This window comes from beta proteobacterium MWH-UniP1, assembly GCA_036362785.1.
GTDB lineage: Bacteria > Pseudomonadota > Gammaproteobacteria > Burkholderiales > Burkholderiaceae_A > Lacustribacter.
On sequence record CP143625.1, the window covers coordinates 1121759 to 1138184 of the forward strand.

Sequence of the window (16426 nt, forward strand, 5' to 3'; positions counted from 1 at the left end):
ATCAATGGGTTACGAACATTAACGAAGGTAAATGGGATGGGGGTGGTACTGAACTTGTCCGGATTAAGATTTCAGGACAATTGGAGTCGCCAGGCGGTAGCCTACCCCACGAATTGGTCGAATGGTTTCTGTGCAGCCCGCCTGCTCTAACTTTTTGCGGATCTTACTCACCCGCACTTCCATCGTCGCGCTGTCCTCCAGCCGATCCAGCCCTATATTTAAGTGCTCGGCCACCTGAAATCGCTCCAAGGTGAAGTTGGGCGCCCGAGCAAAGGCTGCCAGCAGCTGAGTCTCGCCGGGGGTCAGGCTGACCCGAATATCCCCGTGCAGTAACTGCATGGCCTGGGTGTCTAAACTGAGTTGACGCTCTTCTTGTCCGGTACCTCTTAGCCTGCGGCCCAGCGAACTTACCGCCGCTAGCAGTTCTTCGGGGGCGACAGGTTTTGAAAGGTAAATGTCCGCCCCGCTTTCATAGCCTTGGGCACGCTGATCACTATGGGTTCTGGCAGTGGTCATGATGATCCCCACACGGGGACTGGCCGCCCGAAGCCGCTTGGCCAGACTGATGCCATCTTCACCGGGCAGGTTCAAATCCAGCACAAAGATATCGGCGTTGTGCGTCTGGGGGCTGTCTTCTAGTTCTTCAGCCGCGATCAAGCCAACCACATGGTGGCCAGCACTGGCCAGTGCCGCCACGGTTGCCTCTCGCAGCAGATCGTGGTCTTCCACCACGACAATATTCAAAGGGGATGCCATAAAACAAATCGTACCTTCTCAGGCGTGGGGCTGTATTCAATAGTGCCGCCGAGTCTGTGGATTAAGCCTTTGATCAGATAAGAACCCAAGCCCGAGCCCGACTGGCGGTGGGCCATGGGGCTTCGATAATATTTTGTGAAAAGTTTTTCTGGGTCAGGAAAACCCGCCGGGCCTGGCACATTTTCCACCACCAGCGTAAAGCCGGGTTGCTGTAAGCCTGAAGCATTGGTTCGCGAAGCTTTTTCTAAAAACACCAATACGGTACTGCCATGGGCCCGGTACTTGCAGGCGTTATCCAACAGGTTCGACACAATCACCCGGAAAAACTCATAGTCAGTGGGCACACTGCCAACCGGATTCAGTTCCGATTGCACCGCAGCCGGTTCGCGACACTCGGCAATTAAATGCGCGATCTCTTTGCAGACATCCACCGCCGTGACTTGAAGATTTGTGGCATCGAACTCCACCCGGCCCGACTGCACACTACGCTCAATCACCGAATCCATCTCACTAATCGCTTTAAGGATGCGTTCCACCGTGTCGCTGGTTGGGGGGCTGTTGCCCAACATCATGCGCATGGCCGATAGCGGTGTTTTTAGTTCGTGGCCCAGCATGGCCAGCAGGCGATCCCGCTCTTCACGGTTTTCACGTTCTTGGCTGGCGGTTTTTTGGCTCACCGCCAGTTCGGTCAGAAGTAGATTTTGATATTTCTGGCTTAAATTCACCCGGTACTGCAGCACGGCCACCGCCAGCGCCCCCGCCACAATGCCATTCACCAGTGGGGCATACACCGTAAAGGCGCTCGACTGGGCAAGAAAGCCAATGCCGGCACTTCCGGCGATCAGCATGATCAGCAAGAGCACCCCAAAATACCCAAGCAGGATCGATCTTGGCAAAAGCCGCACCTTGGTCTCCTGCCAGCCCCGCCCAAGGAATGCTGCGATCAAATTGATCACGGGAAATAACATGGCCGCTGTCCAGTTAATCGTGAGTGCGATATGGGGTTTGCCCGACACAAACAATAAAAATGCCGTAAGCACCGCTGCGATATGCAGGCGATACACCCAGACCATGGCCAGCGGTGGCTTGAATTCCGAAATCAACCGGAAATAAAACCAACTTGCCGCCAGCACCGCACTGATCACCGAAAAGCTGAGCATTTCATTAACAACCGCTGGCCCCCAGCTATCTGATAGCCAGAGTCTTACGTAGCCAAACATCGTAAACCCGATCCACACGGCGCAGGCCTGGGAAAAAATAAAGGCAAACACAATGCGATCCTTGGTCACAAACCAGGTGAACACGGCCCACAGAAAAAATATCGCGCTAATCCCAAGATACAGACCAGAAAAGATCAGCAAGCCCTGGTCTTCGCGCTGAAGCTCTGCCAGCGTAAAGGCCTGAGCCTCGATCATCCGGGTGCTGGTGCTCTCCACGCGTAAATAAATGTCGCGCGCCCGGTCGCCCTTTGGAAGCACGAAATTAAAATTGAGCGACTGAAATTCATCTTGGGACACTGGGGTCAGGTCGCCACTTTTTTTCGGCTGTGCAAGGTCCTGAGCGGGGTCATACAAAACAATGCTGTCTAAATACGTGGGCCGCACACGCAAGACAGCACGGTCCGCCACCAGCGATGTTTCTGTTGATTTGACCGTTGGGTCAAAGGTAAGCCGCAGCCAAATCACCCCTTTGCCAATGCCGCGACTCAGCACCCCGGTATAGGGCGTAAATTCTTGGGTTTTGGCCTGCTCAAAGGACAGCGAGGCACTTTTATCTTCAAACCAGGCCCGGGCCGTGATGAGATCAGCCGCCATGCTTGGCCGCATGCCCGCCAAAACGACAGCAAGCAGAAAGACGACAAAAGCAATCCTATGACGCACTGCCTGCCTTGTGTTGTTGGGAATCTTGATAGACCAAGGACTGCCGTCGATCAATCGCCACGCTAACTGATCGCCACCGAGATACACAGCTTATAGCCAAGACCACGGATGGCTTTGATGGTGGGCTCATCGGCGCCCACTTGATTGAGTTTTTTTCTCAGCCGGCTTAGCCGCACTTCCAGGCTTGTGGCATTTAACACTTCACCATTCACACACAGACTATTGGCCACCTGGTAGCGCTCTAACTGTTCACCCTTTGCACGAACGAATGCACTGATCAAATTGGATTCCGACTGGGTGACGCCCGCCTCGCCGGCTGGGCCGCGTATTTTTAACTTGAGTGCATCAAGCGTTAAGGTGCATTCATTGGGAACGGGTCTGACCCTGTGGGCAACGGCCTGGATGGCCGCCAACAATTCCTCTGGGTCGACCGGCTTGGGCAGATAAATATCCGCGCCGCTCTCATACCCACTGATGCGATCTTTAATCTCTGATCGTGCGGTGACCATGACAATCCCCACACGCGGGTGAGACTCTCGGAGACGCTTTGAAAGACTCAGGCCATCTTCACCCGGTAGATTCAGATCAATGACATACAAGTCAGGCGGCTGCAAGCTTGTTGTGTCGTCAACATCTTCGGCACTAAAGACACCCTTGGCGCTATGGCCGGCATTGTTCAATGCCGACACCATGGCATTACGCAGCATGTCGTGATCTTCAACCACTAAGACAGAGAGTTGGGCAGCCATACAAAAAACCTCACTTTATCCGCTGTAGGGCGGTAATCGATTTTACCTTTTAGCACTGCCAAAAGGCCCTTGACCAGATACATGCCCAGGCCAGAGCCGGTCTGCCGGTAGGCCATGGGGCTTCGGTAATACTTGTTGTAGACCTGGGCGGGGTCGGGAAAGCCCGCGGGCCCAGGCGTATTTTCAACCACCAGCTCAATTGCATGTTGATCATCCCGTGGGGTGACGGTAATGCCCACCCCAGTGCCCTCTTCCCGATACTTCAGGGCGTTGTCGATCAAGTTGGAGATCACCATGCGGAAAAATTGTGCGTCTGTTCGGATGCGCAGCGATGCCGGGGCGTTGAGATCAATGGCCGACCAATTCTCAATCGTGCCGCTGACAATGTCGGAGATTTCACCGACCGCATCAATCTCCGATATATCAGGCGTCAGCTTTGACTCATCGAGCTGATTCACCTGAACGCTACGCTCAATCACCAGGCTCATTTCCGCTACCGATCGCTTGATTTGACGAATGCTCTCTTCGTTTAGTTGCTGCTCACCCACCAATAGCCGCACAGTTGCTAGCGGCGTGCGAAGCTCATGGGCCAGCATCGCCAACAATCGTTCACGCTCTTCTCGAAACGCCCGCTCTTGCTGGACCTCCTGCTGGGCCATGGTGAGCTCCATGGCCAGGGCGGCTCTTTTTTGCGACAGCAAGTAACTGCGGTATTGCAGAATGCCAACCGCAAAGGCGCCATTGATAATGCCGTGGGCCAGGCCAACATAAATGGAATACGCACCACCGGACGCCAGCCCAAGCCCAGGCAGTGCACCAGCCAGTAGCACCAACAAGTTTGCGGCAAAGTACATGAAGACTAGCCATCTGGGCACCAGTGGTGGCTGATCTGGCTGGCGCAAACGCCAGCCTTTGGCAGTAAAGACCATGGCAAAGGTGACAAACGGCACCACCAACACCAGAGTCATGTTGATCTGCAAGGCCAACCGAATCTGCCCAAAAAGCAGCAGCACAAAGTTCACCAGCCCAATAACGAAAAACACCCCCAATGCCTTGAGTAATACATTGGCGGGTTTGTACTCTTGCCAGAACCGGTAATAGAAAAAAATGGCGGATGTGACGATCAGCACGCTGGAATAGCTGGTGATTTGGTTAATCACGCTCGGGGGCCATACGCTGCCAAAAAAATCGCGGACATAACCGAAAATGGACAACCCAAGGCAGAGCGAAAAAAACTGTGTTACCAAAAAAGCAGAGATCACCGGGTCGCGAGTGCTCAGCCAGGTGATTGCGGCCCAGCCCAGAAACAGGCTTACTAGCGACAAATACAAACCAAACAACAACTGCTGTGATCGGTCTTCACGCTGCAGATCCGTCAGGTGATACGCCTGCACATACAGCAGTCGTGTGCTGGTGGAACGAACACGCAGATAAATGTCTCGTTCGGTCTCTCCCCGCGGAATCACAAAGTTAAAGTTCAGGGATTGGTATTCCGCAGCGCGGGCCGGAAACTGGTCCCCGGTAATACGGCGAAGGCCACTCGGATCGGCCGGATCAAATAACTCTATTTCGTCGATATAGAGCGGCCGAATTTTTAGAATCAACGACCGTGCCGCTGGCCCCACCACTGTTTTGTCACTGTGCGGGTCAATGGTAAGCCGCACCCAAATGGTGGAGTCACCAAACCCTTTGGATAAAAACCATTGGTACGGCGTGAACGGCTTTTCTTGAATCTCGGCAAAAGTTAACTTATTGCTGGGGTCTTCGAACCAGGCTTGCGCCACAACATGGTTGGTGTCATCCGCCAGGGCCGCCCGTGGCCACACCACCGTGACACAGAAAAAACAAAGAGCTGCGATGGCAGCTCTTTGTAGCAAGGTCAGCAACACCTGCGCCCGACCAGATCGATCGCTTTAGATGCGCTCGAAAATCACGGCAATGCCCTGGCCGCCACCGATACACATGGTGGCCAAGCCATAGCGGGCGTTTGCGCGGTGCAGTTCGTGAATACACTTGGTGGCAATTACTGCACCCGTGGCGCCAACCGGGTGGCCCAGTGCAATCGCGCCACCATTGACGTTGACCTTGGCCGGATCAAAGCCGCAGACTTTGGAAACCGTCAAGGACTGCACGGCAAAGGCCTCGTTGGATTCGATCACATCGATCTTATCGAGCGTCAGACCGGCGCGCTTTAATGCCATCTGGGTTGCGGGGATTGGGCCTTCACCCATGACATCGTTGGGCACACCGGCCACGGCATAGCTCACCACACGGGCCAATGGTTTTTGACCGGCCTTGGCAGCCGCGCCCGCTTCGGCCAAGACCAAAAAGGCGGCCGCATCGTTGATGCCGGATGCGTTACCGGCCGTGACTGTGCCGTCTTTTTTAAAGGCAGGCTTCATGGCGCCAAGCTTTTCCATGGTGGTGGCGCGGGGGTGTTCATCGGTGTCAAACACGATGTCACCTTTTTTACCGGTGATCGTGATGGGCACGATCTGGCCCTTGAATCGGCCTTCCGCAATGGCTTTGGCGGCGCGATTCTGGGATTCCAGCGCAAAGGCATCTTGTTGTTCGCGGGTAATGCCGTGTTTGGCAGCAAGATTTTCAGCCGTGATGCCCATGTGGCCCACGCCAAATGGGTCGGTCAGTGTGGCCACCATCATGTCAATCAGCTTGGTGTCCCCCATGCGGGCACCGTTGCGCATCGCGGGACTTAGGTAGCCGCCACGGCTCATCACTTCCACGCCGCCACCAATGCCGTAATCCGAGTCCCCCAGCATGATGTTCTGGGCGCTCGACACCACAGCCTGCAATGCGGAACCGCAAAGGCGGTTAATGGTGAGTGCCACTGAACTCATGGGCAACCCCGCTTGAATCGATGCCACGCGGGAAACATACGGTGAGCGGACTTCCGTGGGAATACAGTTGCCCACCACCACATAGTTAATGGCGTTTGGGTCTGCCTTGGCCCGCGCAATGGCCTCTTTCATGACCAGGCCACCAAGCTCTGCGGGCTCAAAACCGGCCAGGCTGCCGTTAAATGCACCAACGGCAGAACGCACTGCACTTAATACAACGACTTCCCTCATGTTCATGTCTCCCTTATAAAAATTGCATCCAAATCATGTTCATCTGAACCAACAATATCCACTGTAGCAAACTCACCAATGGCAATTGGAATGGGGTGGCGCGAATTTGGGTCTGGCGAAATCCGCACGATTCCGTCGATCTCGGGCGCATCGGCTGCTGTGCGGCCAATCAACACCCCCTCTTCAGCGTCAACATCGTCAATCAACACTCGAATTCGTTTTCCAATAAAGCGCTTTAAGCGCTGTGCAGAGATCTCTGCTTGAACTTCCATAAATCGGGCGAGCCGCTCTTCTTTGATCTCTTCGGGTACAGGGTTGGCCAATTCATTGGCACTCGCCCCTTCAACGGGCGAATACATAAAGCAGCCGACTCGGTCCAGCTGTGCCTCTTTTAAAAATTGCAGCAGGTGTTCGAACTCTTCTTCGGTCTCGCCAGGAAAGCCCACAATAAAGGTACTGCGAATGGTCAGATCTGGGCAGATCTTGCGCCAGGCCTGAACCCGCTCTAGATTCTTTTCGCCACTGGCCGGCCGCTTCATGCGCTTTAAGACATCGGGGTGGGAGTGCTGAAACGGCACATCTAAATAAGGCAAGATTTTGCCTTCCGCCATCAGTGGCAGCACTTCATCCACATGGGGGTACGGATACACATAGTGCAGCCGAACCCACACGCCAAGCTTGCCAAGCTCTTCGGCAAGTTCCGTCATGCGGGTGCGCACGGGCCGGCCTTCCACAAAGTCAGTGCGGTATTTCACATCCACGCCATAGGCGCTGGTGTCTTGTGAAATGACCAACAATTCTTTCACGCCGGCTTTCACCAGGCTTTGCGCCTCGCGCATCACTTCACCAATGGGCCGCGAGACCAGATCCCCCCGCATGCTGGGAATAATGCAAAAACTGCAGCGGTGGTTGCAGCCCTCGGATATTTTCAAATACGCATAGTGCCGTGGCGTCAAGCGAATGCCCTGCTCTGGCACCAAGTCGGTAAACGGGTCGTGCGGCTTGGGCAGATGGGTGTGAATCGCCTGCATCACTTCGGCGGTGGCATGCGGGCCAGTCACGGCCAACACCTTTGGGTGAATCTCTTTCACCAGATTGCCACCCCCCTGGGATGCTTTCGCGCCAAGGCAGCCGGTGACAATCACCTTGCCGTTTTCAGCCAAGGCTTCGCCAATAGCATCTAAGCTTTCTTGCACGGCATCATCAATAAAGCCACAGGTGTTGACCACCACCAGATCGGCATCGGAATATTCCGGCGCAATCTCGTAGCCTTCGGCCCGCAGTTGGGTCAGGATGTGCTCAGAGTCGACCAACGCCTTTGGGCAGCCCAGGGAAACAAAACCAACACGGCCAACTGTCATGAACTAATCCTTGCGCTGATTGATGAATCAGCTGTCTTTTTTGGTCGTGTCGCTGCCAGTTCCGGGAAACGGAAAGCCCTGAAACATGCTGGTGGCATTTTTCTGCATCTGCTCTTGCATCTGCATGAAAATGTTTTTGCTCTGCTCAATGTAATTGCCCATCAGGTTCTGCATCATGGGGGCCTGGCCTTGCATGAACTGGGCCCAGGCCTCTGGGTTGGGAAACCCACTCTTGCCGTCTACCAGCTTTTTAGACTGCTCTTGCATCGAGTTCTGGATCTCGGTAAAGGCCTTGATGTTTTTTTCCAGATAGTCCCCCATCATGCCCTGCATGGCGTTGCCATAAAAACGAATGACTTGCGAGAGCATATCGGCCGAAAACATGGGCGCACCAGCGGACTCTTCGTCCAGAATAATCTGCAACAAAATGCTGCGGGTTAAGTCATCCGATGTTTTGGCATCCACCACCGTGAACGGCTCACCCGCCAAGACCAATTGCTTCACATCGGCCAGCGTAATGTAGGTGCTGGTCTGGGTGTCGTACAGGCGGCGGTTGGGATACTTCTTAATCAGGCGGGGAGTTTTCTCAGTCATGTCTTTGTTCAGACCTTTTTAAAAGTTGTTATAAAACATCAGCCCATGTGCAGACCACCGTTTAACGAGAAGTCTGCACCGGTTGCAAAACCACCATCGTCGGACGCAATCCAGCGCACAATCGATCCGATCTCATCAGGCGTGCCCAGCCGTTTTACCGGAATGGTGCTCACAATCTTTTCCAAAACCTCTGGCTTAATCGCCCGAACCATCTCGGTGCCGATATAACCCGGTGACACCGTGTTCACCGTCACGCCTTTGGCGGCCATTTCTTGGGCCAAGGCCATGGTAAAGCCATGAATACCGGCTTTTGCCGTGGAATAGTTGGTCTGGCCGAACTGGCCCTTTTGGCCGTTCACGGAAGAGATGTTGATGATGCGGCCCCAGCCCTTGGCCACCATGCCTTCGACCACCTGCTTGGTCACATTGAACAGGCTATTTAAGTTGGTGTCGATCACTTCGTCCCAGGCCTGGCGGGTCATTTTTAAAAACATGCCGTCACGCGTAATGCCCGCGTTATTCACCAAAATATCGGGGTTGCCGTGCTCGGCTTTGACTTTATTAAAGGCCTCCACCGTGGAATCCCAATTGCCCACATTGCCCACCGAAGCGTAAAAGGTGTAGCCGTCTTTCTTTTGCTCGTCTAACCATTTCTGTGCGTCGCGGGTTGGGCCGCAGCCCGCAATCACCTTGTGGCCAGCATCGTGCAGCTGTCGACAAATGGAAGTTCCAATACCACCCATACCACCGGTTACATACGCAATTCTTTGTGTCATTTTGTCTTCCTCCGGGTTGTAGTTATTCGCTTGCACTTCTTACCTTGACATAGCGCCCTGGTGCCGGCTCGATCGGCGGATAGTCTGCGCTGCCCGCCTGCTTGGGGGGCTCGACCTGGTTGCCCGCATAGCCCTTGATCCACTGGGCCCAGTCATTCCACCAGCTGCCTGGCACTTCTGTTGCCGAATCAAGCCACTGCTGAGCCGACTCACCAAGGGTTTCATTGACCCAGTAGCTGCGCTTATTTTTGGACGCTGGATTAATCGAGCCCGCAATATGGCCACTTGCGCCCAGCACAAATCGCTTAGGCCCGCCCAGCGCGGTCACCGATTTCCAGGCCGAATCCCAGGGCACGATATGGTCTTCCCGCGCGCCCATGGCATAGGTGGGCACTGTGATGCTGGATAGGTCCATCTTCTCGCCGCAGACCGTAAGTTTGTTTTTCTTCACCAGATTGTTCTCGTGATACATGTTGCGCAGGTACCAAGAGAAAAATGGGCCAGGAAGATTGGTGCTGTCAGAGTTCCAATACAGCAAATCAAAGGGCGTTGGTTTTTCACCCTTCAGATAATTGCTCACCACATAGTTCCAGACCAAGTCGTTGGGCCGCAGAAATGAAAATGTGGTGGCGAGTTCACTGCCCTTGAGTATGCCGCCCTTGGCCAGCTGTTGCTCACGCAGCCGCACATGCTGCTCATCAATAAAGACTTCCAACACACCCGGCTCTGCAAAATCTAGAAGCGTGGTCATCAAGGTAAACGAGTTGACCTTGTCGATCTTGCGGGCAGCCAGCGTGGCCAGTGCCGTGGCGCTCATGGTGCCGCCCACACAAAAGCCCAGCAGGTTGGCCTTGGGCTGCTGGCTAATGGCCAAGACCACATCCAGTGCCTTCAGAACGCCATCTTCAACGTAGTTGTCCCAGGTGAGCTTGCTCTGCTGGTCCTGCACATTGGCCCACGAGACCAGAAAGACCGTGTTGCCATGGTCCACCGCAAACTTCACCAGCGAGCTGTGCGGCTGCAAGTCCATGATGTAAAACTTGTTGATGTTTGGCGGCACCATCAGCAGTGGCACTGTCCCAACCTGTTCAGTGGTGGGCTTGTATTGAATCAGTTGAAAGAGTTCGTTTTCAAACACCACATCGCCTGTGGTGACGGCAACATTCTTGCCAATCTCAAAGGCCTGCTCATCGGTCTGCGAGATGCGGCCCTTGCGCATATCGGTCATGAGATTTTCAATGCCAGCGCGCAGGCTTTCCCCCTGCGACTCCACCATCTTTTGCTGAGCCTCGGGGTTGGTGGCGAAGTAATTGGTGGGGGAAGCCGCATCGATCCATTGCTGCACCATAAACTTCAGGCGGGCGTGGGTCTTGGGGTCGGTTTGTACAGCATCAGTCATGGCCTGCAGTGTTTTGGAATTCAACACATACAGCGCAGCAAGCCCCGAGTAGTAAGAATCTAACCAGGCCGGGTTATTAAAGCGCCGGTCTTGCGCGGCCATCTTGATCATCTCGGGCTGAGACGTGAAGACCTTGCTTAAGCTTTCAAGGTATTGCTTCTGAATTTCCTGCAGCTTCTCTGGCACGAGTTGCATGGCAGGAATCGATGGCATGGTGGGGGTTAATGCTGCAGCAGCACTGGTGTCGGGCTTACTGCTGGCCCCCGGCTTTGCTGCTTTTTTGACAGATTCCTCCCGAGCCATCCCTGAATCTCCCAGATTTAATCGTTGTTTAGGCCATTCTGCATAGGCTTGGTGCAGAGTGTCAAATAAGGCTGATCAGGCTTGCCATGCGGCCGGTCACACGGTCACGCCGATAAGAAAAATAACGCTCGGGCTGGGAATACACGCAGTCATTTTGTTGCGCAACATGAACCACCACTTCTGCGGCGCTTTGGCCCCGCAAGGCTCGATCGGCCCGTAAGCGATCAAACCAATGCTGCAGGCGAAGCCGGGCCAGACACCCCAGATCGGCAAGCCACTTGTCTTGGCCTGTGGGGCTTGGCCGAAACCCATTGGCGGCCAGTGGATCCTGGGCCAGAAAGGCCAATCGCACTTCTGGGCCCACCTCAAAAGCGCCGGGGCCAATGGCAGGCCCAAGCCAGACCCACCAATGATCGGGTTCTGTGGTCTCAGATGCGGTCTCAGGTGCGGTTTCTGATGTGTTTTGTGTGCCGCCCACAAGCCGGTCTAAGGTGGACTCAATCACCCCATCACACAGGCCGCGCCAGCCCGCATGGATGGCGGCCACCTGTTGATGAGCCGGCCTTGCCACCAATAGCGGCAGGCAGTCTGCTGTCATGACCAGACAGGCCCGGCCGGGTGCGCTTGCCACAATCGCGTCAGCGCAGGCACCACCTGGGGGCTGGCATGCTGGGCCGTGCTCGGCCACTTGCGCGCCATGAACTTGGTTAAGCCAAACAAGGTCTGCCTGGCAGGCCTGCGCCAGCCGATCCCGATTCTGCAAGACCGCCTGTGGATCATCGCCAACATGGTTTCCCAAGTTGAACTGATCAAATGGGGGCTGAGAGATGCCCCCCAGCCGGGTGGTCTGGATGGCGCAGATGTTCGGCGGAAAAAAGCCCTCGATCTGATGGATGCCGGGTGCGATTTCACGCATGGCGCAATCGCGGGGGCGGGCCAGATCTGGGTCTTGAAAACCAGGGGGGTGTTTCGCCATGGGCGGTGTGTCTATATTGGCCAAAATCCTTACTCTGCAGAGTTAAAGTAAATGTCTGCCAGTTCAATCAGTTTCTTGTAGTTGGCGGGTAACTCACTGATAAAGCTAGATTTTTTATTGGTCTTGGGATGCAGAAAGCTTAAGCGCTGGGCATGCAGGGCCTGGCCTGACATCAGGTCAGAAATCGTTTTGTGGTGCGCGCCCAGGCGCGAAGCGTGGGGGGCATGGCGGGTGTAGGTTCGGTCGCCCACAATCGGGTGGCGGATGTGTTCCAAGTGCACCCGAATCTGGTGCGTGCGCCCCGTTTCAAGCCTGCAGCGCACAAGGGTTACGGCAAGCCCGCCAATGCTGCCTTCATCAATGGCCTGGATATGCGTGATGGCCTGCTTGCCCTTACCCGCTGCCAAGACCGCCATGCGCTGCCGGTCTTTCGCATCCCGCCCCATTGGGGTGTCCAGAGTCTGATCGGTCACCCTGCCCCAGGCCAGGGCCAGGTATTGGCGCGACACCGTTCTGGCCGCCAGCTGGCTCACCAGATTTAACTGGGCGGCAACCGTCTTGGCGGCCACCATCAGCCCACTGGTGTCGCGGTCCAGCCGATGGACAATGCCACAGCGGGCCACCGTGCCCATGCTGGGGCAATGCGCCAGCAAGCCATTGACCAAGGTGCCACTGGGGTGTCCTGCAGCCGGATGCACCACCAGGCCTGCGGGCTTATTAATCACAATGATCTCGTCGTCTTCAAAAACAATATTAAGCGTCATGGGTTCAGCCACCCAGTCATTCACAGGCTGTGCTGGCGGCGGCGTGATCTGCACCGACTGGCCTGGCCGAAGACTTAAGGATGGCTTCACACTGCGGGCATCGACCAGAACCTGGCCATCTTGCACCCAGCGCTGTAACTGACTTCGCGACACACCGGGCAGGTGCTCTGAGAGAAACACATCAAGCCTGCGGCCCGCCTGTTCCGGCGTGACTTCCAGCTGACTTGGCTCCAGATCGCCGACGGTATGGCCTTGTGGTTCCAACTGCGATGCGCTTGGCAACAACCCCTCGCCGCTATAATCGTCAGACCAATCCTCTAGGTCTTCGGGAGTTTCATGATCGTTGCCATTCATCGGTTTTTCCTGCGTCTTCCTCTTGCGCTGCTTTTGGTGATGGGCGCCACTGCGCCGCTCGTGCTGACCGGCTGCGCTGCCGATTCTCTAGCCCGCGACCAGACATTATCTTGGAGTGCAGACCGATTGTACGCAGAGGCCAAGGATGAGTTCAGCGCAGGCAACTGGGCCGCCGGCATCAAGCTTTTAGAAAAGCTGGAGTCACGCTACCCCTTTGGCCGCTATGCCCAGCAGGCCCAGATTGACACGGCTTACGCCCACTGGAAAGAAAACGAAAATGTGTTGGCACTCGCGGCCATTGATCGGTTTATTAAGCTCTACCCCAATCACGACAACATTGATTACGTGCTGTATCTCAAGGGCCTGATCAACTTTAACGACCGCTCTAGCCTGTTTACATCGGTGACCGGTGAAGACCTGGCCGAGCGCGACCCCAAGGCCGCCCGCGAAGCCTTTGATAGCTTCAAAGAATTGGTCACCCGTTTCCCGAAAAGCCAGTACGCCGAAGATGCTGCGGCCCGCATGAGTTTTCTGGTCAATATGCTGGCCTCCAACGATGTCCACGTGGCCCGCTACTACATGCGCCGTGGTGCGAACTTGGCTGCGGTGAACCGGGCCCAGGCCGTGGTGAAACAATACCAAGAGGCCCCCGCGATTGAAGAGGCCCTGGCCATCATGATGGTGGGCTATCAGCAGCTCAATATTCCCGATCTCAGCAACGACGCCCGCCGAGTGTTAGAGAAAAACTTTCCCGACAGTGTCTATCTGAAAAAAGGCTACGACCCGAAGATCCGTGGTGGGGCTGAAAATGCACGGCCCACCATCTGGTCCAAAATGAAGTTCTGGGAATTTAACGCTACAAAATAAGCCCCAAGTCTGGGCCGCGCAGTCTTTCGCTACTTGACTTGCGCGGCGTGCTTGACCCACTGCCGGGCAACGCCATAGTCCCGGCTTCTTGAAAATGCAGGAAGGCTTCTTAAGATTCGCCTGCCATAGGCGGTATCAGCCAGCCGTTTATCCCCAATTATCACCAGGCCACGATCGGTCTCGGTGCGAATCAATCGGCCAACCCCCTGCTTGAGCAAAATAGCGGCCTCTGGAATTTGAATAGTGCTAAAGGGGTCACGGCCCTGTTCAGTCAGCCAACGCGAGCGGGCTTCTAAAATCGGATCATCGGGCGGCGCAAACGGCAGCTTATCAATCAGCACCATGGAGAGCGCCCTGCCCGGCACATCCACGCCCTCCCAGAAACTATGGCTGCCAATCAATAGCGCGCGGCCATGCTCACGAAAGCGATCAATCATCTGGTGCCGTGGGCCATCACCCTGCACCACCACCAATCGATCGGGATGCTCTCTTGCCCAAGACTCAAACCAATTCTTGGCCAGGCCCACTGCTCGGTGCGACGTACACAACACAAACACACCGCCGGGGGCCTCTTCAATCAGTGATTGAAGATCGGGGGTGTCGAGCAATTGCACAATCAGATCACTGGCCTTTGGGTCCGGCCCATGGTCGGGCACCAACAAGAGCCCCTGGCTTTGGAAATCAAAGGGGCTCTCGGCAATGAGTGTGGTGGCGCTTTCCAGCCCAAGCCGATCGACAAAATAATGAAACGATCGGGCATCGGCCGTGTTGCCCAAGGCCAGTGTGGCTGACACCATGACCCAGGCCCGCTGATGCTTGGCCAACTCTTGCTGGAATTTTTCCCGAATGTCATACGGTGTGACATGCAGCGTGATGGCGTATTTGGAACTCTCCATCCAACGCACCACGGGCGCATCATCACTCGGCTTACAAAAGACGGTCAGTCGATCAATCAAATCTTGCGCCCGTGCCTGACACTGGGCAAGATCAATATGGCGCGGTGCATTGAGCTCTAACACTTTCAGTAGATCACTCACCGCATCAATGGCTGCCTGAATTTTTTCAATCCAGTGGGCCTGCTGGTCTTTGCCAAGCGACTGCCAGCCAAGCCGGCGATTGAGATCAGCGGGCATTAACAGTCGTAATTCAGAAGCGGCACGCTCCACCTGGCCACAGACATCGGGCCACGAGGCGCCATCGCGCGCGTGTTGTAAACCACTGGCCATGGCATCACGGGCCAACAAGCCCAGCAGCTGGGTTGAGATGGATTGACTAAAAAATGTGGTGGCGATTTCCGGTAGCGCATGGGCCTCGTCGATCACCACATAGTCCACCGTGGGCAAGAGTTCACCAAAGCCCTCGTCTCTTAATGCCATGTCGGCGCACAACAGGTGATGGTTCACCACCACCAGATCCGCTTCCACTGCTTTTTTTCGGGCCGCCATGACATGGCAGTCATTGAGTCGTGGGCAATTCTGGCCCAGACAGTTTTCACGGGTGGATGTGGCATACGACCAGACCGGGGCGCTTTCTGGCACGGCCGCACACTCGGCAATGTCACCGGTTTGGGTGGTCTGGGCAAAACGCGCAATCTCTTGAAAGGCCAGCACATCTTCACGGCGATAAAAGCGGCCGCTGTCTTGGTGCATCTCCATGCGATAGAGACAAAGATAGTTGGATCGGCCCTTTAAGACCGCAACCTGCGCCGAGATCCCCAGGGCCGACTTAATCCGTGGAATATCCCGCTGATACAACTGATCTTGTAAGTGCCGCGTGGCGGTAGACACCAGGCATTTGCCCTGGCTTTGCAACATGGGCACCAGATACGCAAAGGTCTTGCCCACGCCGGTGCCGGCTTCCGCCACCAACACAGTGCGGGCTTCCAGCGTTTCTTGAATGGCGCTGGCCAGTCGCACCTGGCCTGGCCGATAGCGATAACCGGGGGCTGCCCGCGACAGCGGCCCCTGCTCTGCAAACAACTGCTCAAGCGGGGACATCGGGCGAGAGCTGCATCTGCAATTGTGTGATCTGGTCCTTGATTTGAAGCTTGCGTTTTTTTAGCCGACGAATCTGGAGTTCATCGCGAACGCCTGCGGTCTGCTGCATCTGCCCAATCAAATGATCCAGTTCACGATGCTCGGACTCCAGTTCCAGCAGGCGAAGCTCAAGCGTGCGAATGTCGGGCAAGAATTGCATTACTTGGTGTTTCCTGTGGCGCGGCGCTCGCGTGAGCGTTTGCGAATTTCAGCATCAATATCACGCAGGGCCTGCAATTCGGTTTCCCGCCGAATATCAAACTCACGCATGGCCTTCAGGTGCTCGGTCCGAATGTCCTCAATACAGCCTGCCGAATAAAACCGCTTTAAGCAGACTTCTTCGCGCTTGGCCAGATCACGCTGAAAAGCACGGCGCTCGAATTCGATCCGATCAATCTGCTGCTCATGGGGAGGCTTTTTGGCCTTGAGCTCAGCATCGGGGTCTGGCGGGGCTGGGGGTTCTGCCGCCAAGGCGGCCCCGGCAAACAGCACTGAAAGTGGGAAAATTAAGGTTTTCAACAT

General features: G+C 55.5%; 15 protein-coding genes. 1 reads left to right on the plus strand and 14 read right to left on the minus strand.

What is annotated here, in order from left to right; genetic code table 11:
• Positions 1-63: 63 nt before the first annotated feature.
• The 11 genes from AOB54_05425 to AOB54_05475 form a co-directional block, all read right to left on the minus strand.
• Positions 64-756 (minus strand): response regulator transcription factor, encoded by a 693-nt coding sequence (locus AOB54_05425; protein WVN40958.1) that lies wholly within the window; start codon positions 754-756, stop codon positions 64-66.
• Positions 741-2723, minus strand: a complete 1983-nt coding sequence (locus tag AOB54_05430) for a 7TM-DISM domain-containing protein (GenBank protein WVN40959.1) — start codon at positions 2721-2723, stop codon at positions 741-743. The genes AOB54_05425 and AOB54_05430 overlap by 16 nt, the downstream gene beginning before the upstream one ends.
• Entirely contained in the window at positions 2699-3385 is a 687-nt protein-coding gene (locus AOB54_05435) for a response regulator transcription factor (protein ID WVN40960.1), read from the minus strand. The genes AOB54_05430 and AOB54_05435 overlap by 25 nt, the downstream gene beginning before the upstream one ends.
• Entirely contained in the window at positions 3361-5271 is a 1911-nt protein-coding gene (locus tag AOB54_05440) for a 7TM-DISM domain-containing protein (GenBank protein WVN40961.1), read from the minus strand. Before AOB54_05440 ends, AOB54_05435 begins: the two co-directional genes overlap by 25 nt.
• Positions 5272-5298: 27 nt before the next feature.
• A complete protein-coding gene (locus AOB54_05445) occupies positions 5299-6480 on the minus strand; it encodes an acetyl-CoA C-acyltransferase family protein (protein WVN40962.1) in 1182 nt (393 codons plus the stop codon).
• Positions 6477-7835 (minus strand): 30S ribosomal protein S12 methylthiotransferase RimO, encoded by a 1359-nt coding sequence (rimO, locus tag AOB54_05450; protein ID WVN40963.1) that lies wholly within the window; start codon positions 7833-7835, stop codon positions 6477-6479. The genes AOB54_05445 and rimO overlap by 4 nt, the downstream gene beginning before the upstream one ends.
• A 27-nt stretch (positions 7836-7862) precedes the next feature.
• Positions 7863-8429, minus strand: coding sequence for a polyhydroxyalkanoate synthesis repressor PhaR (gene phaR / locus AOB54_05455; protein WVN40964.1), 567 nt, complete (start codon positions 8427-8429; stop codon positions 7863-7865).
• A gap of 38 nt (positions 8430-8467) precedes the next feature.
• Positions 8468-9205, minus strand: coding sequence for an acetoacetyl-CoA reductase (phbB, locus tag AOB54_05460; GenBank protein ID WVN40965.1), 738 nt, complete (start codon positions 9203-9205; stop codon positions 8468-8470).
• 22 nt (positions 9206-9227) lie between these two features.
• Positions 9228-10907, minus strand: a complete 1680-nt coding sequence (gene phaC / locus AOB54_05465; GenBank protein WVN40966.1) for a class I poly(R)-hydroxyalkanoic acid synthase — start codon at positions 10905-10907, stop codon at positions 9228-9230.
• A gap of 61 nt (positions 10908-10968) precedes the next feature.
• Positions 10969-11883 (minus strand): laccase domain-containing protein, encoded by a 915-nt coding sequence (locus AOB54_05470; GenBank protein WVN40967.1) that lies wholly within the window; start codon positions 11881-11883, stop codon positions 10969-10971.
• A gap of 29 nt (positions 11884-11912) precedes the next feature.
• On the minus strand, positions 11913-13001 hold the full coding sequence (locus AOB54_05475; protein WVN40968.1) for an RluA family pseudouridine synthase: 1089 nt from the start codon (positions 12999-13001) through the stop codon (positions 11913-11915).
• On the opposite strand from AOB54_05475, the gene AOB54_05480 reads away from it, so the two are divergent.
• Complete coding sequence (locus tag AOB54_05480; GenBank protein ID WVN40969.1) at positions 12984-13868, plus strand: outer membrane protein assembly factor BamD; 885 nt, start codon at positions 12984-12986, stop codon at positions 13866-13868. The two genes, AOB54_05475 and AOB54_05480, sit on opposite strands and share 18 nt — an antisense overlap.
• 29 nt (positions 13869-13897) lie before the next feature.
• On the opposite strand, the gene AOB54_05485 is transcribed toward AOB54_05480, so the two are convergent.
• From AOB54_05485 to AOB54_05495, 3 genes are read right to left on the minus strand one after another with little or no spacing between them, the layout of a single operon-like run.
• Positions 13898-15865: an ATP-dependent DNA helicase gene (locus tag AOB54_05485; GenBank protein ID WVN40970.1), complete on the minus strand. Its 1968-nt coding sequence runs from the start codon at positions 15863-15865 to the stop codon at positions 13898-13900.
• Entirely contained in the window at positions 15852-16064 is a 213-nt protein-coding gene (locus AOB54_05490; protein ID WVN40971.1) for a YdcH family protein, read from the minus strand. The genes AOB54_05485 and AOB54_05490 overlap by 14 nt, the downstream gene beginning before the upstream one ends.
• Positions 16064-16426: a hypothetical protein gene (locus tag AOB54_05495; protein WVN40972.1), complete on the minus strand. Its 363-nt coding sequence runs from the start codon at positions 16424-16426 to the stop codon at positions 16064-16066. The genes AOB54_05490 and AOB54_05495 overlap by 1 nt, the downstream gene beginning before the upstream one ends.